A 25,628-nucleotide genomic window follows, 5' to 3' on the forward strand; every position below is an offset into this window, starting at 1 on the left:
CGTCGACTTTGCACAGATTTAGGCTTCGGCCGCGCGCCACCACTTGTCGGTTCCCCAATGTGCCCGTGATCTGATTGCGGTGCGGGCGGCCGGTTTCGTACCCTCCAACGACCGCGCTCGACGGAAAGGCTCGCCGTTGTTGGAAAGCGACTCGGCCTCAGGCAACACACCGGAGGACGATTCGGGGGGCGTCAAGAAAAAAGAACCATCCGTTTATACGATTCTTCAACGGGTCAGCGTCGTGATCGGCCTGCTCGCGATAGTGCCACTCACGCGTATCTGGGACCGAGCCTGGTGGATACGCGTGCTGGGTGCGCTGCTGGTCCTGGCGTTGGGTGCGGCGTCCGTGCCCATCGTGGTCAGCCGCGTCCCGCCACGCTGACGGCGATCCTCGCCACACTGAGAGGATCAGGCAAGGCGCCGGGAGCATCGTTCTAACGTTTTGCCTGTTCACGGTGATTGCATGGGTTGGTCGATATCCCAGACCTCAGGAGAACAACCCATGACCGTCAAGCATGGCTTCCACGCCACCATGACCGCGCTGCCGGGCAAGGGCGACGAGGTGATCGCGCTGCTGCTCGACGCGCCGTCGCTGGCCAATGTGGACTGTGTCGTCTTCCTCGTCGGCCGCTCGGCCAGCAACCCCGACGTCGTGTACGTCACCGAGGGGTGGACCAGCCCGGAGGCGCACAGCGCCTTCTTCGCCACCGAGCCGGCACAGGCGCTCGTCGCGAAGCTCCAGCCGCTGATGGCCGGCGAATCCCGGTACACCGACGAGCTGCCGGTCGGCGGCAAGCCCGCTTTCTGAGAGAGGCAACCACGATGACGTCGCCACGCCCTGGCTTCGACCCCGAGCTGAGCGCCCTCCTCGCCGGCATGCCGCTCGTGCCGCGGCTCGACACCGAAGCGCTCGCGCAGATCCGCCCCTTCTCGTCGACGCCGGTCGAACCGTTGCTCGACGGCCGCGCCATCGACCGGCGCGAAGTCACCGTCCCCCGCCCGGACGGCGCGCGCGTTCCACTGTCGATCCTCAGCCCCGCCGGCCGCGCCACCCCGGCCCCGTGCGTCTACTGGATCCACGGCGGCGGGATGGTGATGGGAGACCGGTACTCCCAGATCGACATCCCGCTGGAGTGGCTGGACCTGCTCGGCGCGGTCGTAGTCTCGGTGGACTACCGGCTGGCGCCGGAGGTCGGCGGCACCACGCTCGTCGACGACTGCTACGCCGGCCTCCTCTGGGTCGCCGAGCACGCCGCCGAGCTGGGCATCGACCCGGCCCGCGTCGTCGTCGCGGGTGCCAGCGCCGGCGGTGGCCTCGCGGCCGGCGTCACCCTCATGGCCCGCGACCGCGGCACCCCGCCGATCGCCGCCCAGGTCCTGATCGGACCCATGCTCGACCACCGCAACGTCACCACGTCCAGCCGCCAGTACTCGGGCGAGCCAGGGGTCTGGACCCGCGAGATGAACGACTTCGGCTGGCGCTCGGTGCTCGGCGAGGCGACCGGAACGGACGTGCCCGTGTACGTCTCGCCCGCGCTGGCCGACGACCTCACCGGCCTACCCACCACCTACATCGACGCCGGCTCGGCCGAGGTCTTCCGCGACGAGGACGTCACCTACGCCACCCGGATCTGGGCGGCCGGCGGCCAGGCCGAGCTGCACGTGTGGGCCGGCGGCTTCCACGGGTTCGACGCGCTGTATCCCAAGGCGGCGATCTCGGCCGCGGCCCGGCGCGCCCGCACCGACTGGCTCACCCGGACACTGGCGTCCTGACCGCACCGGTGACCGGCCGGCCGGGCCGGTCACCGGTTTCGGGTGTTCGTCGTGATCGCACGACATGGTGCGTCGACCGATAACCGCGCTTGACGGAAACATCGATGTCCGTTAGACCGTTTGGGGAGACTCGCATCGGTCACATGGAGGACAACGTGGTCCCACGCCGCATCGCCGTCACGGTGCTCACCGCCGGCCTGCTCCTCGCCGCCGCCGCCACTCCGGCACACGCCGCCACGACGCCACCCGACGTGACGAAGGGCCCCTGCCAGTACACGAAGACCCCGGACGAGCCCGCGGCGCGACCGGTCCCGCTGCCGCCCGACCCCCGCCACACGCCGGACCGCGGCACGGTCACGACCACGCTGATCACCAACCTCGGCCTCATCCCGCTCACCCTCGACCGCGAGCAGGCGCCGTGCACCGTGCAGAGCTTCCGCCACCTGGTGCGGCACGGCTTCTACAACCGGACGATCTGCCACCGCCTCACCACCTACCCCACGCTGAAGGTGCTTCAGTGCGGCGACCCGTCGGGCACCGGCTCGGGCGGCCCCGGATACCGCTACAAGGACGAGCTGCCCACCGACCTGCCACCCGCGCCCACCGACCCGACCGGCGCGCGCAAGGTCTACGCCCGCGGCGTGCTGGCCATGGCCAACGCCGGCCCGGACACCAACGGCAGCCAGTTCTTCCTGGTCTTCGCCGACTCGGCACTGCGGCCGAACTACACCATCTTCGGCAGCGTGCGCCCGCTCGGCCTGCGCACCCTCGACCGCGTCGCCGCCGGCGGCGTGGCACCCACCCCCGAAGACCCGGCCCCGGTCGACGGCGCCCCCGCCCTCCGCACCGAGATCTGCCTGGCGATCTAGAGACCGCCCGGAGTTGGGGGGTGGCTTCGACCCCTGAATCCCCCTATTTAGACAGAGATTTGAGCTACCGCGATGTCCGTCGTGGTCCGGACCGCTGCTCCCGCAGCCTCACCCGTCCGCCGTTGGTCGCGCTCACCCCTGCGCGCGACCGGCCGGCAGGAAAGGGGGCGGGGTGACGGGGCTCGCGCCGGGCGGTGGTCGACGTTTGTCCACAATGTCTGTTCCCGGATCGGCGATCCGGGAAAGCAACGGGGTTGTCGTCGCCGCGGGTAACCGCCACGAGGGTGTGAGCGGCGCGAGCTTCGAGATCTAGGAGAGTTTGGGCGCTATTTCAACCCTAAGCCTCCTAGATCTCGAAGTCTCGACCCATGAGCTGGTAACGCTGCGTCAGGATGGCGCAGGTAGGCCCCGCGAAGACCCCGGCGGGGCTTGTCCCGCGGAGCTGGCAGTGGACGGCCGGGGATTTCGGCGAGCGCTGCGAGCCGCCGGCCGGGAACGGTGCCCGCGGGAGCATACGGTCCGCCGCTGACGCGGACATGGGCAAATATGCCTCGAAGAAAACGCCACGACGAGCGCGACCCTCACCCCGAAACGGGAGCCCTGCTGCCCTCTTGGGGCGGTGTGGGCGCACGGGTCAGCAGTCGGCGCCGACGCTGACCTCGACGCGTTCGCGGCGTCCGTGTGCCTCGACGACAAGTGGCACGCAGGTCGGCGCGCGCACTGTGTAGCCGCCGGCGAAGGCGAGCCATCCGCTGCCGCTCGGGCACGCGGGCACGTGGACCGCGGTGGCCTCGGGGGCGGGGCTGCCCCAGCCGATCCGGGTGCCGGCGGCCGCCTCCGGCGCGATCGTGATGTCGACCTCGGTGTTGGCGCGGACGACAAGCCCCTGCTTGGCGAAGAGGCGGCCAGGCTCGCCCGACTCCTGCGGGGTGAGCGTGCCGGCCGGCAGCGCGACCGCGTCCAGCACGATCCGATAGGCGTCATCGGTCGGCGGGGTGCCGCCGAGATCGTGGGCGCACGGCACGGCCGGGGGTTTCGGCTCGTCGGCGTCCGAGCAGCCGGTTGTCAACAATCCGCACACCACAACCGCCAGTACCGCCACGTTGTCCACGCATGGACGACACGTGCCTGTTCCAGATGGTTCCGGATCCAAGCAGATGGCAACTCTTCAACCAACGGTTACCGGTTCGACGTCAAGATTCATATAAGGGGGCTCCTAAGATCACCGCGTGCGGTGGCGACGGCTCCTCGTGTATGGCATTGCGGCGGTGCTGGTGGTGGCCTCCGTCACCGCGGGCTACTCCTACGGTGCCTTCTACGGGTGGTGGGCCCAGCCCACCGTGCGCGACGCCCCCAAGGCCGAGCCGGCGTCCGTCGAGACGGTCGCGAGCGGGCTGCGCATGCCGTTCGACATGGCGTTTCTGCCCGACGGGTCGGCGTTGGTCACCGAGCGGGAGAGCGGCCGCCTGCGCAAGGTGACCGCGGACGGGCAGGTCACGGAGGTCCGGACGATCGCCGACCTCGCCCATCCCGTGCAGGGCGGGCTGCAAGGGGTCGCCGTCTCCCCCTCCTACCAGCGGGACGGCTGGATCTACGTCTTCCACACCACCGCGCGGGACAACCGGGTGAGCCGCCTGCGGCTGGACTCGCAGGCTCCCCTCGAGCCGGTCCTGACCGGCATCACTCCCGGCGAGATCCACAATGGAGGACGGATCAGGTTCGGCCCGGACGGCATGCTCTACGTGACCACCGGCGAGGCCGACGACCGCCCCAAGGCGCAGGATCGCAAGGACCTGGGCGGCAAGATCCTCCGGGTCACGCCGGACGGGAAACCCGCGCCGGGCAACCCGGACGAGGGCTCCCCGGTCTACGCGTGGGGCCTGCGCGACCCGCAGGGAATCGCCTGGGATGACAAGGGTGAGCTGTACGCCTCCGAGTTCGGCCACCACAACCTCGACGAGCTCAACCACATCGTGCCCGGGGGCAACTACGGCTGGCCCGAGCTGGAGGGCACGGGTGGCGAGCCCGAGTTCACCGACCCCGTCGCGACCTGGAAACCCGCCGACGCGTCACCCAGCGGCATCACCTACCACGGCGGCAAGATCTGGGTCGCCTGCCTGCGCGGGGAGCGGCTCTACCGGATCAACACCGACGGCTCGTCGGCGGAGCAGCTGCTGACCGGCGAGTACGGCCGGCTGCGGCAGGTGACGCCGGCGCCGGACGGGTCGCTGTGGGTGCTGACCAACGGCCACGCCGCCCCCGACTACGACCTGATCATCCGGGTGACCCCGTAACGTACGAGCCGGGCCCGGCCGAGAACGCGAGCTGTCGCGTCATTGACACCGGAACACGAATTCACCGTCATGATCGCTTGTTTCGGTTCCGCCCGTACCCCCGAGAGGGGGATTGTGGCTGGTCGGGTCATGTCGGAAATGGCGGCCCGGTTTGTATGATTGCCCGCGCCGGATGGGAGACCGGGTGGGCGAAGACGTGGCAGGCAAGGATTTCTTCATCAGCTACGCGCGCGACAATCGCGTATGGGCTGATTGGATCGCCGCGGAGTTGGAGCGGGCCGGGTATTCGACCGTGTACCAGGCGGCGGACATTCGACCGGGTCACGATTTCGTACACGAGATGCAGAAGGCGTCGGAGTCGGCGCGGCGGACGATCGCGGTGTTGTCGCCGGCATACCTGGCCTCGGCGTTCACCTCGGCGGAGTGGCACGCGGCGTTCACCCAGGACCCCACGGGTGACAAGGGTCTGCTCATCCCGGTCCGGGTGCAGCCGTGCGCGCCGCCGCGGCTGCTGGCCGCTCGGGTGTACGTCGACCTCGTCGAGGCCGACGAGGCCGTCGCGCGGGACAGACTGCTCGCCGCGGTCGACCCCGTGCGGCCCCGGCTGGCGCCCGCCGGCTTTCCCGGCCGGCCGGCGGCATCGCCGTTTCCGGGGGCTCCGCCCGGCCCGGCGGAGCCGGCGCGGCGGGACCGGCCGGCGGCGGGATGGCGAGCGCTGAGCCGCCTGTGGCCACTCGCCGTCCTGGTGCCGATCCTCGCCGTGGTCGCCTACCTGGCGCGGGAGTCGGTCCCGAGCGGCTGGCTGGCGGGAGCCGCGATCGGGAGCGTCCTGGCGCTGGCCGTCTTCGCCCGGCTCACGTCCGGCAGGTACGGCCTCCCGTCCGAGGTGCCCTATCCGGCCGCGCGGCTGACGGTGCTCGAGCAGATACCGCGGGACGTGTCCAGGTTCACCGGTCGTGAGGACTACCTGGCGACGCTGGACCGGCTCGTCGAGCACCCCGCCGGCGCGCCGGCGACGACGGTGATCGCGGGGATGGCGGGCGTCGGCAAGACCGCCCTCGCCGTGCACTGGGCGCACCGGATGCGGGCCCGGTTCCCCGACGGCGTGCTCTACCTGGACCTGCACGTTCACGGGTCGGCACCACCCGTCGAGCCGGCGGATGCCCTGGATCGGCTCCTCCGGGACCTGGGCGAGAAGGCCGGCGACATCCCGGCCACAGTGGAGGAACGCGCCGTCTGGTACCGCTCCCGGCTGGCCGGGAGGCGGTTCCTCGTCGTCCTGGACGACGCGGTGAGCGAGGAGCAGGTACGGCCGCTCCTGCCCGGTTCGGGGTCGTGCGCGGTGGTGGTGACCAGCCGCGCGCGCCTCGCGGGGCTCGTCGCCCGGGACGGTGCCACCCGGCTCGACCTGGACCTGCTGTCCCAGGAGGAGGCTGTCACGCTCCTGGAGCGGGTCATCGGAGCCGAGCGGGCGTCGACCGAGCCGGCGGCCGTGGACCGCCTGGCCACGGCCTGTGCCCGGCTCCCGCTCGCACTGAGCATCGCCGGGGCGAGGGTGACCGCCCGTCCCCGAGGCGGACTCGCCGAGCTCGTCGAGGAGCTGGCCCAGGAGGGTCGGCTGGCCGCGCTCGAACTGGCCGGGGACCCCGCCGACCAGATCCGGACCGTCTTCTCCTGGTCGTGTAGCACGCTGCGCCCGGATGTGGCACGGATGTGGCGGCTGCTGGGACTGCACGCCGGCCCGCACATCGGCGTGCCCGCCGCGGCGGCGCTCGGCGACGTCCCGCCGGCCGAGACCCGGCGGCTGCTCGACACCCTCGCCGGCGTGGCCCTGCTGAAAGAGGTCTCCCCCGGTCGGTACGAGATGCACGACCTGCTGGACGCGTACGCCGCCGAACGCGTCGCGACGGAGGAGAGCGCCGAGCAACGCGCGGCCGCCGTGGCCCGGATGCTCAGCTGGTACCTGCACGCCGCCGACGCCGCCGCCGCGACCGTCGCCCCGCACGCGCGGCGCCGTGCCCTGGGGACGCCGGCCCACCCGGTACCGGTCTTCGCCACCCCGGTCGCGGCCCTGGACTGGTGCGAGGCCGAGCGGGAGAACCTTCTCGCCGCCGCCCGTCAGGCGTCCGCGCACGGCCACGACGCGGTGGCGTGCGACCTGGTACCGGTGCTCTGGTGGGCGCTGCACGAGCGGCGGGGTTACTACGGCGACCTGCTGGAGTCCGGCGGGCTGGCCCTCGCCGCGGCCCGGCGGCTGGCGGATCGGGACCGGGAGGCCGCGGCCCTGGACTGCCTCGGCAGGGCCAGCCTGTACCTGGGACACCGCGCGGACGCGACCGTCCACTTGGAACAGGCACTGGCGTTGTACCGGGAGACCGGCGACCCGCACCGCCAGGCCCGCACGCTCAACACCCTCGGGCTCGCCCGCACGGACCGGTCCGCCGTCGGCCTGCACCGGCAAGCGCTGGCGCTGTACCGGGAGACCGGCGACCGGCACGGCGAGGGCGGGACGCTGCTGTACCTGGGCTACGCCTACCGCGACCAGTACCGGCGTGACGAGGCGTTGAAGCACTTCCAGCTGGCCCTGGACGCTTTCCGGGAGGCCGGTGATCCCCACTCGGTGGCGCACGCGCTGGTCAACATCGGGTTTGCCCGTCTGGGCACGGCCCAGACCGAGGCGGTCGCGGCTCTGGAGCAGGCGGCCGACCTCTACCGGGAGTCCGGCGACTGGGCCAGCGAAGCGAACGTGCTGACCTACCTCGGACAGATCCACCGGGACGCCGGCAAGCCACAGGTGATGAACGACCGGCTCCAGCAGGCGCTGGCGAGGTCCGCCATGACCGCCGGCCATGTCGGTGGCGTGGAGATCGCCCGCCGCGGAGTCGGCTACTGGCGGCTGGGTGAGTACGAAGCCGCGGTCACCCACCTCCAACGGGCGTTGCCGCTCCTACGCGACGCCGGCAACACTCGCGACGAGGCCAATACCCTCCTCGTCCTCGGCGTGTCACATCGGGAACTGCACCGGTTCGACGAGGCGGCCGCCGATCTGGAGCGGGCACTGGCGCTGTACGAGGACGCCGGCGACCTGGAAGGCCAAGCCGAAGCGCTGCACAGCCTCGGACGCGTCTGCTTCGACCGGGGCGCGTCCTGGCGCCGGCGCCGCCGGATCGGCCCGGCGATCGACTACTACCAACGGGCCCTGGTCCGCTACCGCCGGATCGGCGACCCGTACCGCGAGGGACTGACCTGGATCCACCTGGCGGCGGCCTGGCGGTCGCGTGGTGACAGCCTCGCCGAGTACTGCCTGCGGCGGGCCATCCCGTTCTACGCCGACGTCCACGACCCGGTGCTCGCCGCCGGGTTCCGGCGGGCGTTCAGGTCGATCAGGCGTTGGCGGTGGGCCGCCGTGGGTGCGCTGCTGGTGCTTCTCGCGGCGGCCAGCACGGCCAGCGCCGCGCCCCCGTCGGCGGGAGGCGCGGCCGGCTTCGTCCGGGCCGAGCTCCCGACCGCGGCCCGGTACCGGCCCGCCGCCTACTACCTCTACAACTCGGCCGCCTCGGGGGACGTGGAGGTCCGCCGCGACGGTGCCGGAAGCTACCGGGTCAGGTTCGGTGGACTCGGTACGGCCGGCGGCATCGCCCACGCGACCGCCTACGGCGACACGAGCAACTTCTGCGCGGTGGCGGGCTGGGCACCGGAAGACGACGCGGAAGTGGTCCGGGTGCGGTGCTACGGCCCGACAGGAGAGCCCGCGGACACGCGGTTTGTGGCCAACTTCGCCGCGGGCCCCGCCGGCACCGGCCGGATGTCCTACCTGCTGGCCGACCGGCCCACGGACGAGCGGCACCAGCCCGACCGCCACCACCGGTACGACTCCACGGGACGGACGGGCTGGGTCGAACGTCGGGCCACCGGCCGGTACGAGGTGTTCGTGCCCGCGTCGGCGGGCCTTCCCGGCGGTTCGCAGTTTTATCAGGTCAGCGCCGTCGGCGCGGCGGCGCACTGCAAGCTGTCCGCCCTGCCGTCCCCTTCTGGTGTACAGGGCGTCGACTGCCGGGATCCGTCGGGCAAGCCGGTCGACGCGCGGTTCGCGTTGAGCTTCTCCTGGCTGACAAGCTTCGTCGGCCGCGCGGATCGACCCTACGAACACCTGCACCTCGGGACGGATCGCGAGAGCCTCGAAACCGGGCTGTTTCGCGACATCTGGTGGCAGCGGAGCGACGACGCCTACCAGGTCGTGGCATATGCGGCCGGCTCCTCCGACGCGCACTGCCACATCGTCGGATGGAGCTCCGTCTACACGATCCCGGTGTCGAGAGTGGGATGCTGGTCCGCCGCTACCGATCGACCGACCGCCTCGGCGTACGTCACCGGGGCGATCTGGTGAGGGCCGCCGCCGCGGTGGGTGGACATCGCGGCGGCGGCCGGGAAGTGGCGCGCGTCAGGTGTTGCGGCTGGCCGGGTCGACCCGCGCGTACGTGAGCAGGTCGGCCATCGTGAACTGCCCGGAAAAGCGGGCCGGGAGCGTGGGGCGCCAGCCCGGCTGCACCTTCAGGTAGCTGCCCGGGTCGAGCTGCGCGATGCCGATGAAGACCTCGGCGCAGATCCGGGCGCCCACGGCGCCGAGCATGCCGCCGCCGGCCTGGAGCTGGGCTTCCTTGAGGATGTAGTAGAACAGCGGCGTGTTGGCGTCCAGGCCGAGGCCGTAGCCGGCCAGCTCGGTGAAGTTGAAGGCGCCGAGCGCCGGCGCGCCGATGGCGGCGGCGATCCGCTGGCCCGACGGGATGCCGAAGGTCAGCTGGCGCAGGAGGTCCCGCGCGATGAGGTTGCCGCCGGGCGAGCCGGCCGGCGGGGGTGGCAGCGGAAAGCCGAAGATCGGCGTGGAGTGGCGCACGTCGATCCACTTGCTCCAGCGGACCTGGCCGTCGAAGAACTGGAACCAGAACTCGTAGTCGAGGTACCGGCGGGCGGCCCGCTTGCCGCCGCGGATGTCCGAGGGGTCGGCGCTGCCGTTCTGTCCCGCGTCGAAGAGCAGGGCGTAGAACGGGTTGCCGCCGCTGTTGCCGGTGCTGTTGACGAGGTACGACGGCCGCGGCTGGCTGTGCCCGTAGCGGTACGCCGCGGCGGCGAACTCGACCGGGATGAAGGTCGGCCCGGGCTCCGGGCGGTAGAACTGGCGGCCGCCGTTGAGGACCGTCGAGACCACGCCCGGACCGGCGATCAGCGGCAGGAACTCGTTGAGCACGATCCACTGGTAGTGCCAGGTGACGAGCTGGCGCGCGGCGGCGAACACTTGCGCGGCCGGTGTGCCCTGCGCGCGCACCAGGTCGACGACGCGATTGTGGAAGAGGATGAACGCCGCCGTGATCTGCCCGATCGCCAGGTTTTCGTCGTTGCGCGGGTCGAAGACGACCGCGGTGCCGTTGGCGTTGCGGGCCAGGTCTTCGAACCGGCCGCCCGACTCGATCCGCAGCTTCGCCGGGTCGGCCGAGTCGTAGAGCTGCGGGCTCCCGGTCGGGCCGTTGCCGTACAGGGCGTCGAGGTCGAGGGCGGGCGTGCGCCTGTTGGGCACGGTGGTCGGGTCGACCGGGGTGCCGAGCGGCGCGCTGTTCTCGAGCGTCAGGTCGTGGTCGACGAACTGCCCGAAGTAGGTCATGCCCTGCGGGATCGAGAAGTTGTCCGGGTTGTTGACGCTGTGCTGCTGGAGGTCGGCGAGCGCCTGGGCGCCCACGCTCATCGGGTCGCGGGCGTCCATCGGACCGCCGACGCGCGCCATGTCGACGAGCGCGTTACGCATCTGCGTGGTCGCCGAACCGAACGGCGGCAGCGACGGGAACATCCGCCCGAACCGATCGGAGAAGGCCGCGGACGCGGGTGACGCGCCGAGCAGGGCTCCCCCGGTGCCGGCCACCAGGGCGCCGGCACCCATGCCGGCGATGAGCCGGCGCCGGCTGATGCCGCTGGTGCTTGGGTTGTGTAAAGCCATGGCGGCAGTGTGGGCCGGCGCCCTCGAGACCCGATGGAGAGCCAACCGCGCGTCAGTGAGCGAGCATCGCGTCGACCAGCGACGTGTCGTGCTTGCCGGTGCGGAACAGCGGGTGGTCGAGCGTCGCCCGCAGGAACGCCCGGGTGGTGTGCACGCCCGCGCCCTCCACCACGCACTCGTCCAGCGCGCGGCCCATCCGGGCCAGCGCCTGCGCCCGGTCGGGCGCCCACACGACCACCTTCGCGAGCAGCGAGTCGTAGTCGGGCGGGACCTGGTAGCCGGGGTACGCGTGGGTGTCGACGCGCACGAACTGGCCGGCCGGCGGCTCGAAGCGGGTGAGCCGCCCCGGCGTCGGCACGAAGCCCCGCTCCGGGTCCTCCACGTTGATCCGGCACTCGATCGCCGCGCCGCGCGGCACCACGCCGGCCTGGGTCAGGGCCAGCCGCTCCCCCGCCGCGACGAGGATCTGCTGGCGTACCAGGTCGACGCCGGTCATCAGCTCGGTGACCGGGTGCTCGACCTGGAGCCGGCAGTTGACCTCCATGAGGTAGAAGTCGCCGTCGCCGACCAGGAACTCGAACGTACCGGCGCCGACGTACCCCACGCCGAGCGCGCCGGTGACCGCGGCGGCGGTCATCCGCTCCACGAGCTGCGGCGGCAGGCCGGGCGCCGGCGACTCCTCGACGAGCTTCTGGTGGCGGCGCTGCACCGAGCAGTCGCGCTCGCCGAGGTGGACGCCGTTGCCGTAGCGGTCGGTGAGCACCTGCACCTCGACGTGGCGGGCCGACTCCAGGTAGCGCTCGATGTAGACCCGGTTGTCGCCGAAGAGCAGCTGTGCCTCGGCCCGGGACGCGGCGAACGCGGCGGGAAACTGGGCCGGGTCGCGGACGATGCGCACGCCCCGGCCCCCGCCGCCCGCGACCGCCTTGATGATCAGCGGGAAGCCGACCTCCCTGGCCACCTCGCGGGCCCGGCCGGTGGACTCCACCGCGTCGGTGGTGCCGGGCAGCACCGGCAGGCCGAGGTCCGCCATGATGCCGCGGGTGCGCGCCTTGTCGCCGAGCGCCGCCATCACCGCGGGCGGCGGCCCGATGAACGTGATGCCGGCCGCCTCGCAGATCTCCGCGAAGTCGGGATCCTCCGAGAGGAAGCCGTATCCGGGATGGATCGCCTCGGCGCCGGTGCGGCGGGCCGCCTCGATAATGGCCGGCGCGCTGAGGTAGCTGCGCCGGCTCGGCGGCGGTCCGATGTGGACGGACTCGTCGGCGAACCGGACGACCGCCGAGTCACGGTCGGCGGTCGAGTAGACCGCGACGGTGCGGATGCCGAGCTCCCGGCAGGTCCGGGCGATCCGCAGCGCGATCTCGCCCCGGTTGGCGATGAGGATCGTCTCGAACACGGCTACACCTCCGCTGGTGCGATGGCGATGAGCCGCTCGCCGTACTCCACCGGGGTCCCGTCGGGCACGAGGATCTTCACGACCTCGCCCGCCTGGTCGGCCTCGACCGGGATCATCATCTTCATCGCTTCGAGGATCGCGACCTGCTGCCCCACCTTGACCCGGTCGCCCTCGCGCACGAACGGCTCGGCGCCCGGCTCGGGCGCGTGGTACAGCGTGGCCACGAGCGAGGAGCGGATGTAGTGGATGCCGGCGTCGTCGTCATCGGCGGCGGGCGCCGGCGGCTCGGCGGCGGTGGGTCCCGCCACCACCGCCGCCGCCTCCGGCCACTCGACCTCGACCACCACGTCGGCGTGCTGCACCCGGACCCGGCGCACCGGCCCGGGCGTCGCGCCGACGAGCCGGGCAACGCTCCGGCAGGCGGCCTCCAGCGGGTGGCTGTCATCCATCCGTCCGTCCCCCCATCCTTCGGAAGCGGGCCCGGCGCTGGGCCAGCAACTCCTCGCGGTCGGCGCCGGCGAGCTCGGCCAGCGCCCCGGTGACCGCCCGGTGTACGGCCGCGGCCGTGCCGCCCGGGTCGGCGGACGCGCCGCCGGCCGGCTCCGGCACGACCCCGTCGACCACGCCGAGCGTGACGAGGTCGCGGGCGCGCAGCCGCAGCTGCACCGCGGCCTCGTCGGCGCGCGCCGCGTCGTTCCAGAGGATCGCCGCGCAACCCTCCGGGCTGATCACCGAGTACGTCGCGTTCGACAGCATCAGCACCCTGTTGCCCACGCCCAGTGCCAGCGCGCCGCCGCTGCCGCCCTCGCCGGTGACCACCGCGACGACCGGCACCGTGAGGCCGGCCATCAGCCGGATGCTCTCGGCGATGGCGATCGCCTGCCCGTTCTCCTCGGCGGAGACGCCGGGGTAGGCGCCGGGCGTGTCGATCAGCGTGACGAGGGGTACGCCGAGCTTGTCGGCCAGGCGCATCAGCCGCATCGCCTTGCGGTAGCCGGCCGGCGTGCCCATCCCGAAGTTGCGGTCGGCGACCTCGGCCACCGTGTGCCCCTTCTGGTGGCCGATCACCACGACCGGCCGGCCGTCGAGGATGCCGACGCCGCCGACGATCGCGTTGCAGTCGTCGGCGAGCCGGTCGCCGTGCAGCTCCACGAAGCCGTCGACGAAGTGTCCGATGTAGTCGAACGTGGTCGGCCGGCCGAGGTCGCGCGACCTCGCCACCACGTCCCAGGCGGCGTCGTCGGGCAGCGCCTCCGCGTCGCGTACCACGTCGTCCGTCACGGCCGCACCAGGCGCGGACCGGTCCGCGGCCGCGAAGGCCAGCAACCGGCCGATGGTGGCCCGCAGGGCCGACCGGGGCACCAGGTCGTCGAGCATGCCCCGGGCGAAGAGGAACTCGGCGGTCTGGAACCCGTCGGGCAGCGGCTGGCGCAGCGTCTGCTGGATGACCCGCGGCCCGGCGAAGCCGAGACGCGCGCGCGGCTCGGCGAGGATGACGTCGCAGAGCGTGGCGTACGACGCGGCGACACCGCCGTAGGTCGGGTCGGTCACCAGCGAGATGGTGAGCACGCCCGCCGCGTCGAGCGCGCCGAGCGCCGCGGACGTCTTGGCCATCTGCATCAGCGACAGCGCACCCTCCTGCATCCGCGCGCCGCCGCTGGCGCTGACCAGCAGCAGCGGAGTGCGGGTGGCGAGCGCCTCCTCGGCGGCGCGGGTGATCCGCTCGCCGACGCCGGCGCCGAGGCTGCCGCCGAGGAACCTGAAGTCCATCACGGCGGCGACCAGGGCGTGCCCCTCCACCGTGCCGCGGACGCAGACCACCGCCTCGTCGAGGCCGGTGCGCTGGCGCGCGCCCTCCATCCGGTGCGGGTACGGCCGGGTGTCGACGAACCCGAGCGGGTCGCCGGACGCGCCGACCGGTGGCAGCTCCTCCACCGAGTCCGTGTCGAAGATCTGCTCGATGCGCTGGTGCGCGGTCACCCGCTCGTGGTGGTTGCACTCCGGGCAGACACCGAGGTTGCGCTCGACCCGCCGGTGGTAGAGCAGCGTCTGGCAGCCCGGGCAGAGTAACCAGCTCTTGCCGACCGGCGCCGTGAGCGTCGCCGTCATGACGGCACGCGTTCCGCCGCGGCGGCCTCGACGATCTCCTTGATGCGCGCCTGCTGCTCGCGGGTCGCGCGGTTGAGGTGGGCGGTCATGCCCTCGTCGTCGGTGTGCGCGCCGGCGCGCAGCTCGAAGTCCTGCACCCACCGCATCCGCACGCCGCCGTCGACCTCGGTGTACTCCCAGAACAGGTTCATGTACTTGAAGGCGCCGGTCTCGATGCGGCGGGCCCGCACGACCCGGTCGGCCAGGTCGGGCACCCGCTCGGAGACCCACGACCACACCCGCCCCTGCGGGTCCGGGTGCATGGTGAGCCGGAAGAGCACCGCACCGTCCTTTTCGGACAGTACCTCGGTGCTGGCGTACTCGCTGAACAGCTTCGGCCAGCCCGGGACGTCGTTGGTCATGTCCCAGACGAGCTCGAAAGGCGCGTTGATGACGACGGCGTTGTCCGTGTGTCCGGCCATGAGGTCACTGCTCCGCGATTCGCTGGTTGATGTAGTCGACGGCGATCCGCGGCGTCTTCATGATCGACACCGCGTCGTCCGGGATCTTGACCTGGTACTCCTGCTGCATCTTGGCGGCCAGTTCGAGCAGGGCGAGCGAGTCGTAGCCGAGGTTTTCGAACGACTCGTCGAGCGTCGCCGGGTCGGACCAGTCGGTCTCCTCCACGACGCCGGCGCTGCTCTCCAGGACGCGGCGAAGGTCTTCGATGCTCAGGGCGCTCATGAGTTTCCTCCCGTCGGTCGCTGCCACCCGTCGCGCACCCCGCCGACCTGGGGTACCGGCGACTCGGGGTGCGGCACCTCCTCGGTGTCGACGTGACCCAGCTCGGGGCGGGGCGCGAGGGGGCTGATCTGGAAGACGATCAGGGCGTCGTGGGAGCCCGGGTTTTCGATGCGGTGCCGCTGGCCGCGGCGCACCATCAGCGCCTCGTCCGCGGCGAGCTTGACCTCGGTGCCGTCGATCCGGATGAGGACCTCTCCCCGCACCAGGTAGCAGAACTTGTCGGAGTACGGGTTGTACTGCTCGGCCAGGAACTCACCCGGCTTGAGCCGCACGGTGCCCATGAAGCCCGCGGTCGCGTCGACGGTCTTCGGGCTGAGCAGGATCCGCACCTCGCCGCCGATGCGGTTGATGCCCGGCACGTCGGTGGCGGCCACTTTGACGATCGGTTGGCGGTGCATGGCTCACTCCTTCTCGGCGACGAGGACGCGGAACGGCAGGTCGGTCGGGTGGACGGTGGCCGGGCCGAAGCCGGCGGCGGAGAGGACCCGGTTGTAGGCGGCCACCGAGTGCGACTCGCCCTCGTGGGTCCAGACCAGCATCAGCACCGAGAACAGGTACGGCGCCGGGTCGAGCGCCGGCGACTCGTCACCGGTGGTGAACCCGACGATGACCAGCCGGCCGCCCGGCTTGACCGCGGTGCCGAGCCGGCCCACCAGCTCGTGCACCCGCTCCTCGGAGAAGTGGTGGGTGACGTTGGTGAGCAGCACGACGTCGTACGGCCCGCCCAGCTCGGCGGTGAACATGTCGCCGGGCAGGAACCGCGCGCGGTCGCGTACGCCGAGGCGCTCGGCGTGCTTTTCGGTCACGGCGAGCACGTTGGGCCAGTCGAGCGAGGTCACGACCGCCTGCGGGTGGTGCTGGGCCAGCGTGTAGCCGTAGACGCCGTGTCCACACGCGACATCCAGCACCTTGAGCTCGGGCTGCTCCTTGGCCCACGGCGCGAGCGCCTCGGCCATCACCTCGGCGGTCGGGTGGGCCACCTTCGTGGCGTAGGCGGCGAAGTCCTCCCAGTACGTGTACTCCGGGGTCTCGGCGTGCACGTCGAGCACGGTGCCGCCGGCGCGGACCGCGGCGCTGAGGTCGCGCAGCGCGTCCCACTCCCAGTCGCTCGACATCACCTTGACCATGCCGCCCAGGTAGTCGGGGCGGTCGCGGACGAGGTGCTCGGCGGCGACGGGGGTCAGCGAGAAGTGCTCGCCGGTCCGGTCGACGAGGCGGATCGCGGTCAGCGCGTCCAGCAGGATGCGGGCGCCGCGCGGGTGGATCCCGAGGGTGCTCGCCAGCGCGCCGGCGGTCGCGGGAGCGGTCGCGAGCGCGTCGAAGACGCCCAGCTCGACGCCGGTCCGAAGCAGGCTCGTCTTCTTGTAGGCCTGCATCATGTCCATGAGATCATGGCGGGCGAGCGCGGTCTTCACGAGATGCTCCCTGTCTCGGGGGTCCAGGTGTAGAAGGGCGTGGCCGTCGAGTCGCGCAGCTCGCTCATCCGCTCCGGCGCGTACCGCTGGAGGTAGGTGGCCAGCCGCCGGTTGACGTCCTGGAAGTCGTCCCGGGCCCGGGCCGCGAGCAGCTTGTCGTAGACGTCGGTGTCGGCCTCGATCAGGTGCATGTAGAGGTCCTGGTAGCGGAAGAGGGTGCGCCGGGAGATGCCGACGACGTGCGGCATGTCGCCCTTGTCGTGCTCGGTGAAGAGCTCGGCGACGGCCCCGGCGTGCTGCGGCTCCATCCGCATCACCATGAGCCCGCGGTACGACATCTCACGCACCCCGCAGGATGCCGGTGAGCACAGTGGAGAGTGCGGCGGCGGGGTCGGCGACCGCGCCCGGGCTACGCCACGCGAGGATGCCGTCCGGCCGCACCAGCAGCGCCCCGTCCGTGGTGACGCCGCAGGCGGCGAGCCAGGAGCCGTCGTCGGCGAGGTCGCCGCCGGGTCCGGCGGTGAACGTCTTGAGCGGCACGCCGCTCTTGGCCGCCGCGTCCAGCCACGCCTGGTTTCCGGGCGCGGTGACCAGGGACCAGCCGTCGGTCAGCACGTCGATCGTGGAGATCTTGGCGCCCTTGTGGGTGACCCACCCGTGCGCGGCCCGGCTGCCCGGCTGGCCCGGGAAGGTGAGGTCGCGGGGCAGCACCTCGCCGTTCTCCGCCGCGCCGACGACCGCCTGGGAGTAGTAGCGGTAGCCCATCGTCACGATGACGAAGTCGCGGTACGCGGCCTTGTCCTCGTCGGCGAGCTGGCCGCGGGTGCGGAAGAGCATCCACGCCTGGTCGGCGGTCGCCGCGCCGACCGGCCGCCGCTCCGCCTCGTAGGTGTCGAGCAGGCTGGCGTCGGCCCGGCCGGCGAGCACGTCGGCCAGCTTCCAGGCCAGGTTGTGCGCGTCCTGGATGCCCGCGTTGACGCCGAAGCCACCGGCCGGCGGGTGCGCGTGGCAGGCGTCGCCGGCGAGGAACACCCGCCCGACCTGGTAGGCGTCGGCCACCATGTGCCGCGCCTCCCAGGGCATGTGCGACTCGACCTCGACGTCGAGCTCCGGGTCGCCGGCGGCGATCCGGGCCAGCTCGACGCAGCGCTCCTCGGTGAAGTCGGCCGGCGACTGCCCGCGCTCCGGGTAGTAGTTGACGCCGAACATCCAGCGGCCCGGCTCGATGAAGAGCAGCAGGCCCTGCGCGAGCCGGTTCATCAGGTAGATGAGCGTGAAGCGGGGTGCGGTCTCGGGCAGGTCGACCTTGGCGCGGAAGATGATGCTGACGAAGTTTCCGGCGGCGCCGTTGCTCCGATTTCCAATGTGGAGCATCTCGCGGGTCGGGCTGTTGACGCCGTCCGCCCCCACGACGTACTTGGCGCGGATCGTCCTCGTCGCGCCCGTCGCGCGGTCCTGGACCGTGGCCGTGACGCCGTCGGCGTCCTGGTCGAGCGCGACCACCTCGGTACCGAAGCGGATCTCCGCGCCGTGCCGCTTCGCCGACTCGTACAGCAGCGGCTCGTAGTGGTCCTGCCCGCACCAGATCGGCCAGCTCGGCGTGAACTGGTCGTAGTCGACGTCGTGCGCCTCCATCACGAACGACTTGTCGAGCTCGGCCAGGGACGACGCGCCGAGCATCACCAGCGGGGTGGCGCGGCCGGAGCGGACCAGCTCGAGGTCCTTGCCCGGACCGACGATCTTCATGCCGACCTCCTGCACGGCCGGCTCCAGGCCGACGGTGCGGAAGATCTCCACGGTGCGGGCGTGCAGGCCGGTGGCCCGCGGGATCGACGACAGTGCGGCGCGGCGCTCGACCACGAGCGGCGCGACGCCGCGGCGGGCCAGGAAGAGTGCCGTGGACAGTCCGACCGGGCCGGCGCCGATGACCAGGACGTCGGTGCTCTCGTCACTCATTTCGCGTCCTCCGTGTAGACGACCTTGTAAAGGTGGCGCTCCGGCGTCGCGATCGCGCGTACCTGGCCGAAGTGCGGGTGAACGTCGGGGTTCTGGTACATCCGGTTGAAGTGCTCTTCGCTCTTCCACTGCGCGTAGTTGACGACACGGGTGCCGTCGAGGCTGGCGTGGATGTTCGCCGAGACGAAACCGTCCACCTTGGACATGACCGACTCGGTGGCCTCGACGAGGATGTCCACGAGCTTCTGCTGGTTGGCGGGATCCACCGTGAAGACGTTGACCATCGTCACGACGGGCTGGTCGATGCTGATGTGTGCCATGGCTCCCCTTCAGATCGGACGGGCTTCGAGCAGCGCCCAGCCGTAGGCCGCGGGCGTGTTGACCAGTTCGAACCCCGCGGCGCCGAAAATCGCCTTCCACTCGCGCAGATCGCGTTCCTTGCCGCCGAAGAGGACGAGCATGTCGATGTCGATGATCTTGGAGTGGTCCCACTGGTTGAGCGGCGGCACGATCTGGTCGATCGCGATCAGGCGCGCGTCGGCCTCGCCGATCGCCGCGCGGATCCGCTTCAACAGGGCGACGCAGGTGTCGTCCGGCCAGTTGTGGACGATCGACTTCAGGATGTACGCGTCGGCGCCGACCGGCAGCGGGCTGCTGAAGAAGTCGCCGCCCACCACCTCGACCCGCTCCGCCACGCCGTGCTCCTTGAGTAGCGGCTCGGCGTCGGCGACGACCTCGGGCAGGTCGAAGAGCACACCGGTGCCGGCCGGGTGGCGCTGGAGCATCTTGGCCAGGAAGTAGCCGTTGCTGCCGCCGATGTCGGCGATCCGCCCGAACCGCTCCGGCGCCAGCTCGGCCGCGAACCGGTCGGCGAGGCGGCGGCTCCAGTGCGCCATGAAGCCCTCGAAGAACCGGTTCACCTCGGGGTGGGTCTGTAGGTAGTCGTAGAAGCCCATGCCGAAGACCTTGTTGAACGCCGGCTCACCGGTGCGGACGCTGTGCATGATCTCCGCGTACGGCAGCCGGTTGAAGTCGTGGAAGCTGAACTGCACCATCGGCCGCAGCCCGCCGATCCGGGCCGACGTCAGGCCCTCGCCGAGCGGCGTTATCGCGAACGTGCCGTCCTCCTGCTCGGCGAAGATGCCGAACGCGGCGGCAGCGCGCAGGATCCGGCGCAGCGCGTCCTCGTGCGTCTCCGTGTCGGCGGCCAGCCGGCCGACCGGCTGCGGGCCGTCGACGAGGCGGTCGGCGATGCCGAGCTCGGTCACCACGTAGATGACGTGGGCGATCTGCTTCGCGCTGCCCAGCACGGCGATCTGCCGTTCACGCAGGTCGAGCGCCTGCTTCTGGTCGAAGTTCGCGACGGCCGCGAGGCTCGCGTCAGTCATCGGGGAGTCCTTTCCGGAGTGTGGCGGCGGACGACCATGGCGGCGTTGAAGCCGCCGTATCCACGGGCGAGTACAAGTGCGGCCCGCACCGGCGCCTCCCGTGGCGCGTCGCGGACCAGGTCGAGGTCGATGCCCTCGGCGAGCCGCTGGACGTTGGTGGTGGGCGGGATGACGCTGTGCCTGATCGACAGCAGCGCGGAGACAAGGTCGAGCGCGGCCCCGCCGGAGTAGAGGCGGCCGGTCATCGTCTTGGGCGCGGTGACCGGCACGCCGAACGGCCCGAAGATCCCGCTGATCGCCTCGGCCTCGATCCGGTCGAGCTCCACGACGCCGGCCGCGTCGGCGAACACCACGTCGACCTCGCGCGGCTCCAGGCCGGCGTCGGCGAGCGCGATCTCCGCGGCGCGCCGCAGCCCGGGCCGCCGTCCCGAACCTGGCCGCGGGTCGAAGGTGGCGCCGTAGCCGGCGATCTCCCCGTAGACCTCGCCGCGGACGGCCGCGGCGTCCTCCAGTACCAGGATCGCTCCGCCCTCGCCCGGCACGTAGCCGGTGGCGCCGGCGTCGAACGGGAGGAAGGCGGCGTCCGGCTCGCGCGAGGTGCTCAGCCGGCCGTTGGGGATCTGCGCGGTCCAGCCCCACGGGCACAGCGACGCGTCCACCCCGCCGGTCACCACGAGCGGGATGCCCTTGCGTACCTGGCGGCGCGCCTGGGCGACCGCGTCGAGCCCGCCGGCCTGCTCGGTGACGAGCACCCCGGTCGGTCCGCGCATGCCGTGCCGGATCGAGATCTGCCCGGTGTTGACCGCGTAGAACCAGGCGAACGACTGGTACGCGCTGACGTGCTCGGAACCCTTGCTCCAGAGCTTCTCCAGCTCGCGGTGGCCGAACTCGAAGCCGCCCGACGCGCTGGCGGTGACCACGCCCATGCCGAACTCGGGCAGCTCCTTGGGGTCGACGCCGGCGTCGGCGAGCGCCCACTCGGCGGCGCTGAGCGCGAGCCGGGTCATGTGGTCGGTCTGCGCGAGCAGCCGGCTCGGAATGTGCGCGGCCGCGTCGTAGCCGGGCACCTCCCCGGCGAGCTGCGCCGGGTAGCTCGACGGGTCGAACCGGGTGATCGGCCCGATCCCGCCGCGCCCTTCGACGGTGGCGGCCCAGAACGCGTCGCGCCCCAACCCGTTGGGAGCCGCGACTCCGACACCGGTGACGACGACAGCGCGAGGTGCGCGCGCCGCTCCTTCGCCGTCGTGGTCGAGGCCCGTAGCCTCGCGACTCCCGCTCATTCGCCACGCGCCAGGATCATCGCGCTCTGGAACCCGCCGAACCCGCTGCCGACGCTCAGCACCACGTCGAGGCGCTTCTCGCGGGCGACGAGGGGCGTGTAGTCGAGGTCGCACTCCGGGTCGCGCTCGTGGAGGTTGGCCGTGGGCGGCACCACGCCGTGCCGGATGGCCAGCGCGGACGCGGCGATCTCGATCGAGCCGATCGCGCCGAGCGAGTGCCCGACCATCGACTTGATGGAACTGACCGGCGTCCGGTAGGCATGGTCGCCGAGGCTCCGCTTGAACGCCGCCGTCTCGTGCCGGTCGTTCTGCTTGGTGCCGGAGCCGTGCGCGTTGACGTAGTCGACCGAGTCGGCGGGCAGCCGCGCGTCGCCGAGCGCGACCCGGATCGCCTCGGCCATCTCCCGCCCGTCGGGCCGCAGGCCGGTCATGTGGAACGCGTTGGAGCGCGAGGCGAACCCGACCAGCTCGGCGTAGATCTGCGCGTTGCGGCGGCGGGCGTGGCCCAGCTCCTCCAGCACGAACATCGCCGCGCCCTCGCCGAGCACGAACCCGTCCCGGCTGTTGTCGAACGGCCGCGACGCGTGCTCGGGGTCGTCGTTGCGGGCGGTCGTCGCCTTGATCGCGTCGAAGCAGGCGAGCGTGATCGGCGAGATCGGTGCGTCGGTGGCGCCGGCGATCATCACGTCGGCGGAGCCCTCCCGGATCAGCTCCATCGCGTGCCCGACCGCGTCGAGGCCGGAGGTGCAGCCAGTGGAGATCACCGTGGCCGGCCCCTCGGCGCCGACCTCCCACGCCACATCGCGGGCGAAGGAGCTCGGCACCAGGTAGTCGTAGAGGTGCGGGCTGGCGTAGCGGTGGTCGGTCAGCCACTGCTGGCCGCCGTCGCTCACCACGACGTACTCCTCCTCGAGGCTCATCGTGGCGCCGACCGCTGTGCCGACGCTGACGCCGACCCGGGTGGGGTCGTGCTCGTCGGTGGCGAAGCCACTGTCCACGAGGCACTCCCGCGTGCAGACGACCGCGAGCTGGGCGGCCCGGTCCATCCGCCGGATCTCCTGCGGCGAAAGGCCTTCGGCGGCCGGGTCGAAGTCGGCCTCCGCCGCCACCCGCGAGCGGAACGGGCTCGGGTCGAAGAACGAGACGGTGCGGGTGGCCGTGCGGCCGCTTGTGAGCAGCTCCCAGAACGCCTTCGCGCCCAGCCCACCGGGCGCGATGACGCCCATTCCGGTGATGACCACCCGACGGTCAGATGTGTTCGGCATTGACGATCCTCCTGGCCGCGATGTCCGCCTCCGCACGGTCCGCGGGACGCGGTCGCGCCCTCATGGCCTGCGTTGCAGGACGCTAGGGACGGGGCGTCGAACGATGCTGGAGCGGCGGTCGAGGCCGCGGTCTCATGAGGCCCGGGTCAGCTGGAGCGGCCTCGGCACGCCGGCGGACAGGACCTCCCGCTGAAGCCGCTGGAGGTCCGGCGAAGGGTCCAGGCCGAGCTCCTCGCTGAGCACGCGCCGGTAGTGGTGGTACGCCTGGAGCGCCTCGCCACGCCGCCCGGACCGGCTCAACGCGATGATCAGCTGGCGGTGAAACCACTCGTTGAGCGGGTACGTGCCCACCAGGTAGCGCAGCTCGCCGATCAGCTCACGGTGGCGGCCGAGCGCGATGTCGGCCTCGATGCGCAGCTCGACCGCGCGGATCCACTCCTCCTCGAGGTGAGTCGCGTGCGCCTCCAGCGCCGGACCGAACTCGACGTTGGCGCCCAGCGGCCCGGTCCACAGCGCGAGCGCCCGGCGCAGCACGGCGGCGCCCTCCTCGTGGCGGCCGGCCTTCATGTGGTTGCGCCCCTCGTCCAGCAGGGCCTCGAAGATCTCGGCGTCGAGCTGGCCGGGCTCCACCTTGAGCAGGTAGCCGCGGGCCCGGCTCTCGAGCAAGGTTCGACCCGGGCCTTCTATACCTTCTCGGGCGAAGAGCTTTCGAAGGTGGTAGATGTACGTCTGAACCGTGGTGGCCGCGCTCCGCGGCGGGTTGTCGCCCCAAAGCTCGCGGATAATCGATTCGCCCAGCACGACCCGGTTGGCGCGCAACACAAGCAAAGCGAGCACAGTGCGAACTTTTGGTGGCGTCGGAGTGCAGATCCGTCCCTCATGGACCAGTTCCAAAGAACCTAGAATCTCGTACTTGACCATGGCGCTCCCCCGCTCTCGTAGCGCTTCTCGACACGCTCTCAAGCTATGGAGATAGCGGGGTCACACGTAACGTTCCCAAGGCGCTACCACCCGCCTCCTTCCGAATCCAGAAGGTGTCGAAAGTTGTACGGCGAATGATCCTTGCGGGGTGTATCAGTGCGGGCTCGGCTTGCTGTTGAGCCGGTCGTGCGGCAGGGTGACCAGCGACGCCGCCACCGCCTTGTTGACCGCGTCGATCCGCGACACCGCACCGAGCTTGGCGAAGATGCGCCGCAGGTGGCTCTTCACCGCCGCCTCGCTCAGCTTGAGCCGGCGGGCGATCTGCGCGTTGGTCATCGCCTCGGCGGCGAGCTGGAGGATGTCCAGCTCGGCCTGGGAGAGGATCGCCGGCTCGGCGTTCTGCACCTGCACCAGGCTCTGGCCGGAGACGGAGAGCAGGATCGAGCCGGTGCCGTCGCGCGCCTTGCGGATCGCGGCGACGAGCTCCTCGCGGCCGACGCTCTTGAGCAGGTAGCCCCGCACCCCCTCCGCGATCAGCCGGCGGAGCAGGTCGGGGCTGTCGTACATGCTGAGGATGACGACGGCGGTGCTCGGCGAGGCCTCGCGGATGCGGCGCACCGTGACCACCGGGTCGTCGCCGGGTATCGCCACGTCGAGCAGCACGACGTCGGGTCGCAGCCGCGCCGCCTTGGCCACCGCGGCGGTCGAGTCGCCGGCCTCGTCGACGACGCCGAGGTCGGGATGCGCGTCGAGCACGGCCCGCAGGCCCTCGCGGACCAGCACATGGTCGTCGACGAGCAGGACGGAGATGGGCCAGAGGGAGGACCCGTCTTCGGACCGCGCCATGGCGACCTCCCCCAACCCGTCTGCTTCGCGGGCCCACGCCGCCGCTGCCACGTTAACGTGCGCCGTGGCGCCCCTCATATCGTTCCCACGACATGAGGGGCGCCACACACCTTTACGTGGCGAATTTCATGCGGGCGGCGCGAGGTGGAGCAGTTCGCCGGTACCCAATCCCTTGTTAGCGATAAAGATGCCACCATCCCGGGCGATCGCAAACGACATAGGACTTTCCAGACCTTCACTGGCGAGCAGGGTCCGGCTGCCATCGCGCTCGATCCGGGTCAGCGCGCCGGTCGGGTCACCGGAGTCCAGACCGTTCTTGGCGATCTCCAGCACGACGAGCCGGCCCCGCTTGTCGAACGCGATGTCGATGATGTTGGTGAACCCGGTCGCGTAGATGGTCGGCGCCGAGCCCGGCTTCAGCCGCCACACCCGGGCCCCACCGCGGGGGAACGGGTGACCGGTCAACTGTCCGATGTAGAACGCACCGTCCGGGCCGCGGGTGATGGTGACCGGCACGAACTGGATCGGCACCGTCGCCCCCGGCGGCAGGCCCCACTCCGGCGGCGCCGGCACCTGCTCCTCCGGCCAGACGTGCTCGGTGGTGACCGAGCCGCCGGGACGGATCCGGAGCACGTCGTTGGCCGCCGCGTCAAGCGCCAGCAGGTCGCAGCCGTCACTCACGACCGCGTACGGCTGGCTCTCCGGGATGACACCGTCGGGGTTGTGGGCGCCCTCGTGCGCGTTGAGGTCGCCGAGGATACGCCAGCGGTTGGGGCCCTGGATCTCCAGGATCGTGCCCATCGCGGCCCCGGCCGGGCCGAGCAGGTCACGGTACTCCGGAGCGGTGCTGAAGCCCATCGCGACGAGCATCTTGCCGGCCCGGTCGAACGCCAGGTCGTGCGCGCCGTAGACCGAGAAGCCCTCGCCGGTGCTGCGCAGCGACGGCAGGCCGGTGACCACCCGCTTCTGGCGGCCGTACCGTACGGCCGTGATCGCCCCCGTCGCGCCGTAGCAGAGGTCGGTCCCGAAGGTGCCCGGAATGCAGACGTCGTCGCCACCGAGTCCGGCCTCGGCGACGAAGACGGTGCCGGCGCGGTCGATCACGACGCCGCGCGGGTTGTCGAGGTTACGGGCGACGACGGTCAGCCGCCCGGATTGAGAGGTGGCCGCGGCGGCGGCGGGCGCGGCCGCGCCGGCGATAAGCACCGCCGGTAGGGCCACCAGCAGCGTGCGCCGCATCGCATTGCGCATGGGTTCTCCTCAGCATGCGGGGTGTGGACGCGAACGACGCTGACGGCGCCGCCTCAAGGGCGGATGGAGGCAGGCTCGACGGGCCAGGGCTCA

24 protein-coding genes are annotated in these 25,628 nt (G+C 71.6%); 6 read left to right on the plus strand and 18 right to left on the minus strand.

What is annotated here, in order from left to right; translation table 11 throughout:
• Positions 1 to 241: 241 nt before the first annotated feature.
• The 4 genes from ACTMTJ_RS27225 (at position 242) to ACTMTJ_RS27240 (ending at position 2,642) form a co-directional block, all read left to right on the plus strand.
• Positions 242 to 382 carry a hypothetical protein gene (locus ACTMTJ_RS27225; protein WP_441220793.1) on the plus strand — a complete coding sequence of 47 codons (141 nt, stop codon included), beginning with the start codon at positions 242 to 244 and terminating at the stop codon, positions 380 to 382.
• Between the two features lie 120 nt (positions 383 to 502).
• A complete protein-coding gene (locus ACTMTJ_RS27230; protein WP_441220795.1) occupies positions 503 to 808 on the plus strand; it encodes a putative quinol monooxygenase in 306 nt (101 codons plus the stop codon).
• A gap of 14 nt (positions 809 to 822) precedes the next feature.
• A complete protein-coding gene (locus ACTMTJ_RS27235; protein WP_441220797.1) occupies positions 823 to 1,773 on the plus strand; it encodes an alpha/beta hydrolase in 951 nt (316 codons plus the stop codon).
• Positions 1,774 to 1,916: 143 nt separating this feature from the next.
• The gene (locus ACTMTJ_RS27240; RefSeq protein ID WP_441220799.1) at positions 1,917 to 2,642 is read left to right on the plus strand and encodes a peptidylprolyl isomerase; all 726 of its coding nucleotides are present in this window, start codon (positions 1,917 to 1,919) and stop codon (positions 2,640 to 2,642) included.
• A gap of 634 nt (positions 2,643 to 3,276) precedes the next feature.
• On the opposite strand, the gene ACTMTJ_RS27245 is transcribed toward ACTMTJ_RS27240, so the two are convergent.
• Complete coding sequence (locus ACTMTJ_RS27245) at positions 3,277 to 3,753, minus strand: hypothetical protein (RefSeq protein WP_441220801.1); 477 nt, start codon at positions 3,751 to 3,753, stop codon at positions 3,277 to 3,279.
• Positions 3,754 to 3,871: 118 nt separating this feature from the next.
• On the opposite strand from ACTMTJ_RS27245, the gene ACTMTJ_RS27250 reads away from it, so the two are divergent.
• Both ACTMTJ_RS27250 and ACTMTJ_RS27255 read left to right on the plus strand, forming a co-directional pair.
• Entirely contained in the window at positions 3,872 to 4,936 is a 1,065-nt protein-coding gene (locus ACTMTJ_RS27250) for a PQQ-dependent sugar dehydrogenase (protein ID WP_441220803.1), read from the plus strand.
• Positions 4,937 to 5,132: 196 nt separating this feature from the next.
• Entirely contained in the window at positions 5,133 to 9,323 is a 4,191-nt protein-coding gene (locus ACTMTJ_RS27255) for a TIR domain-containing protein (protein WP_441220804.1), read from the plus strand.
• 54 nt (positions 9,324 to 9,377) lie between these two features.
• Here the strand turns inward: ACTMTJ_RS27255 and ACTMTJ_RS27260 are convergent, their stop codons facing one another.
• The 17 genes from ACTMTJ_RS27260 to ACTMTJ_RS27340 form a co-directional block, all read right to left on the minus strand.
• Positions 9,378 to 10,922 (minus strand): peroxidase family protein, encoded by a 1,545-nt coding sequence (locus ACTMTJ_RS27260; protein ID WP_441220805.1) that lies wholly within the window; start codon positions 10,920 to 10,922, stop codon positions 9,378 to 9,380.
• Positions 10,923 to 10,974: 52 nt separating this feature from the next.
• A complete protein-coding gene (locus ACTMTJ_RS27265) occupies positions 10,975 to 12,321 on the minus strand; it encodes an acetyl-CoA carboxylase biotin carboxylase subunit (protein WP_441220807.1) in 1,347 nt (448 codons plus the stop codon).
• A gap of 2 nt (positions 12,322 to 12,323) precedes the next feature.
• A complete protein-coding gene (locus ACTMTJ_RS27270; RefSeq protein WP_441220809.1) occupies positions 12,324 to 12,770 on the minus strand; it encodes an acetyl-CoA carboxylase biotin carboxyl carrier protein in 447 nt (148 codons plus the stop codon).
• Complete coding sequence (locus ACTMTJ_RS27275) at positions 12,763 to 14,430, minus strand: acetyl-CoA carboxylase carboxyltransferase subunit alpha (protein WP_441220811.1); 1,668 nt, start codon at positions 14,428 to 14,430, stop codon at positions 12,763 to 12,765. The genes ACTMTJ_RS27270 and ACTMTJ_RS27275 overlap by 8 nt, the downstream gene beginning before the upstream one ends.
• Entirely contained in the window at positions 14,427 to 14,891 is a 465-nt protein-coding gene (locus tag ACTMTJ_RS27280) for an SRPBCC family protein (RefSeq protein WP_441220813.1), read from the minus strand. The genes ACTMTJ_RS27275 and ACTMTJ_RS27280 overlap by 4 nt, the downstream gene beginning before the upstream one ends.
• 4 nt (positions 14,892 to 14,895) lie before the next feature.
• Positions 14,896 to 15,153: an acyl carrier protein gene (locus ACTMTJ_RS27285; protein WP_441220815.1), complete on the minus strand. Its 258-nt coding sequence runs from the start codon at positions 15,151 to 15,153 to the stop codon at positions 14,896 to 14,898.
• On the minus strand, positions 15,150 to 15,611 hold the full coding sequence (locus tag ACTMTJ_RS27290; protein WP_441220817.1) for a cupin domain-containing protein: 462 nt from the start codon (positions 15,609 to 15,611) through the stop codon (positions 15,150 to 15,152). The genes ACTMTJ_RS27285 and ACTMTJ_RS27290 overlap by 4 nt, the downstream gene beginning before the upstream one ends.
• 3 nt (positions 15,612 to 15,614) lie before the next feature.
• The gene (locus ACTMTJ_RS27295; RefSeq protein WP_441220819.1) at positions 15,615 to 16,628 is read right to left on the minus strand and encodes a methyltransferase; all 1,014 of its coding nucleotides are present in this window, start codon (positions 16,626 to 16,628) and stop codon (positions 15,615 to 15,617) included.
• The gene (locus ACTMTJ_RS27300; RefSeq protein WP_441220820.1) at positions 16,625 to 16,966 is read right to left on the minus strand and encodes a TcmI family type II polyketide cyclase; all 342 of its coding nucleotides are present in this window, start codon (positions 16,964 to 16,966) and stop codon (positions 16,625 to 16,627) included. Before ACTMTJ_RS27300 ends, ACTMTJ_RS27295 begins: the two co-directional genes overlap by 4 nt.
• 1 nt (position 16,967) lies before the next feature.
• Positions 16,968 to 18,584 carry an FAD-dependent oxidoreductase gene (locus ACTMTJ_RS27305; protein ID WP_441220822.1) on the minus strand — a complete coding sequence of 539 codons (1,617 nt, stop codon included), beginning with the start codon at positions 18,582 to 18,584 and terminating at the stop codon, positions 16,968 to 16,970.
• A complete protein-coding gene (locus ACTMTJ_RS27310; protein ID WP_441220824.1) occupies positions 18,581 to 18,904 on the minus strand; it encodes an antibiotic biosynthesis monooxygenase family protein in 324 nt (107 codons plus the stop codon). Before ACTMTJ_RS27310 ends, ACTMTJ_RS27305 begins: the two co-directional genes overlap by 4 nt.
• Positions 18,905 to 18,913: 9 nt before the next feature.
• Positions 18,914 to 19,972 (minus strand): methyltransferase, encoded by a 1,059-nt coding sequence (locus ACTMTJ_RS27315; RefSeq protein WP_441220826.1) that lies wholly within the window; start codon positions 19,970 to 19,972, stop codon positions 18,914 to 18,916.
• Positions 19,969 to 21,252, minus strand: a complete 1,284-nt coding sequence (locus ACTMTJ_RS27320) for a ketosynthase chain-length factor (RefSeq protein ID WP_441220828.1) — start codon at positions 21,250 to 21,252, stop codon at positions 19,969 to 19,971. The genes ACTMTJ_RS27315 and ACTMTJ_RS27320 overlap by 4 nt, the downstream gene beginning before the upstream one ends.
• Complete coding sequence (locus ACTMTJ_RS27325) at positions 21,249 to 22,517, minus strand: beta-ketoacyl-[acyl-carrier-protein] synthase family protein (protein WP_441220830.1); 1,269 nt, start codon at positions 22,515 to 22,517, stop codon at positions 21,249 to 21,251. Before ACTMTJ_RS27325 ends, ACTMTJ_RS27320 begins: the two co-directional genes overlap by 4 nt.
• A gap of 132 nt (positions 22,518 to 22,649) precedes the next feature.
• On the minus strand, positions 22,650 to 23,438 hold the full coding sequence (locus ACTMTJ_RS27330) for an AfsR/SARP family transcriptional regulator (RefSeq protein ID WP_441220832.1): 789 nt from the start codon (positions 23,436 to 23,438) through the stop codon (positions 22,650 to 22,652).
• Positions 23,439 to 23,591: 153 nt separating this feature from the next.
• The gene (locus ACTMTJ_RS27335) at positions 23,592 to 24,284 is read right to left on the minus strand and encodes a response regulator transcription factor (protein ID WP_441220833.1); all 693 of its coding nucleotides are present in this window, start codon (positions 24,282 to 24,284) and stop codon (positions 23,592 to 23,594) included.
• Positions 24,285 to 24,410: 126 nt separating this feature from the next.
• On the minus strand, positions 24,411 to 25,535 hold the full coding sequence (locus ACTMTJ_RS27340; protein WP_441220835.1) for a ScyD/ScyE family protein: 1,125 nt from the start codon (positions 25,533 to 25,535) through the stop codon (positions 24,411 to 24,413).
• Positions 25,536 to 25,628 lie beyond the last annotated feature (93 nt).

The organism is Phytohabitans sp. LJ34, assembly GCF_052068095.1.
Classification (GTDB): domain Bacteria; phylum Actinomycetota; class Actinomycetes; order Mycobacteriales; family Micromonosporaceae; genus Phytohabitans.

Coding starts and splice junctions, on each gene's coding strand:
- ACTMTJ_RS27335 (WP_441220833.1), bottom strand. CDS start 24,284: ATGGCGCGGTCCGAAGACGGGTCCTCCCTCTGGCCCATCTCCGTCCTG.
- ACTMTJ_RS27300 (WP_441220820.1), bottom strand. CDS start 16,966: ATGTCGTACCGCGGGCTCATGGTGATGCGGATGGAGCCGCAGCACGCC.
- ACTMTJ_RS27310 (WP_441220824.1), bottom strand. CDS start 18,904: ATGGCACACATCAGCATCGACCAGCCCGTCGTGACGATGGTCAACGTC.
- ACTMTJ_RS27305 (WP_441220822.1), bottom strand. CDS start 18,584: ATGAGTGACGAGAGCACCGACGTCCTGGTCATCGGCGCCGGCCCGGTC.
- ACTMTJ_RS27235 (WP_441220797.1), top strand. CDS start 823: ATGACGTCGCCACGCCCTGGCTTCGACCCCGAGCTGAGCGCCCTCCTC.
- ACTMTJ_RS27285 (WP_441220815.1), bottom strand. CDS start 15,153: ATGAGCGCCCTGAGCATCGAAGACCTTCGCCGCGTCCTGGAGAGCAGC.
- ACTMTJ_RS27330 (WP_441220832.1), bottom strand. CDS start 23,438: ATGGTCAAGTACGAGATTCTAGGTTCTTTGGAACTGGTCCATGAGGGA.
- ACTMTJ_RS27315 (WP_441220826.1), bottom strand. CDS start 19,972: ATGACTGACGCGAGCCTCGCGGCCGTCGCGAACTTCGACCAGAAGCAG.
- ACTMTJ_RS27230 (WP_441220795.1), top strand. CDS start 503: ATGACCGTCAAGCATGGCTTCCACGCCACCATGACCGCGCTGCCGGGC.
- ACTMTJ_RS27260 (WP_441220805.1), bottom strand. CDS start 10,922: ATGGCTTTACACAACCCAAGCACCAGCGGCATCAGCCGGCGCCGGCTC.
- ACTMTJ_RS27275 (WP_441220811.1), bottom strand. CDS start 14,430: ATGACGGCGACGCTCACGGCGCCGGTCGGCAAGAGCTGGTTACTCTGC.
- ACTMTJ_RS27290 (WP_441220817.1), bottom strand. CDS start 15,611: ATGCACCGCCAACCGATCGTCAAAGTGGCCGCCACCGACGTGCCGGGC.
- ACTMTJ_RS27325 (WP_441220830.1), bottom strand. CDS start 22,517: ATGCCGAACACATCTGACCGTCGGGTGGTCATCACCGGAATGGGCGTC.
- ACTMTJ_RS27240 (WP_441220799.1), top strand. CDS start 1,917: ATGGAGGACAACGTGGTCCCACGCCGCATCGCCGTCACGGTGCTCACC.
- ACTMTJ_RS27270 (WP_441220809.1), bottom strand. CDS start 12,770: ATGGATGACAGCCACCCGCTGGAGGCCGCCTGCCGGAGCGTTGCCCGG.
- ACTMTJ_RS27280 (WP_441220813.1), bottom strand. CDS start 14,891: ATGGCCGGACACACGGACAACGCCGTCGTCATCAACGCGCCTTTCGAG.
- ACTMTJ_RS27320 (WP_441220828.1), bottom strand. CDS start 21,252: ATGAGCGGGAGTCGCGAGGCTACGGGCCTCGACCACGACGGCGAAGGA.
- ACTMTJ_RS27340 (WP_441220835.1), bottom strand. CDS start 25,535: ATGCGCAATGCGATGCGGCGCACGCTGCTGGTGGCCCTACCGGCGGTG.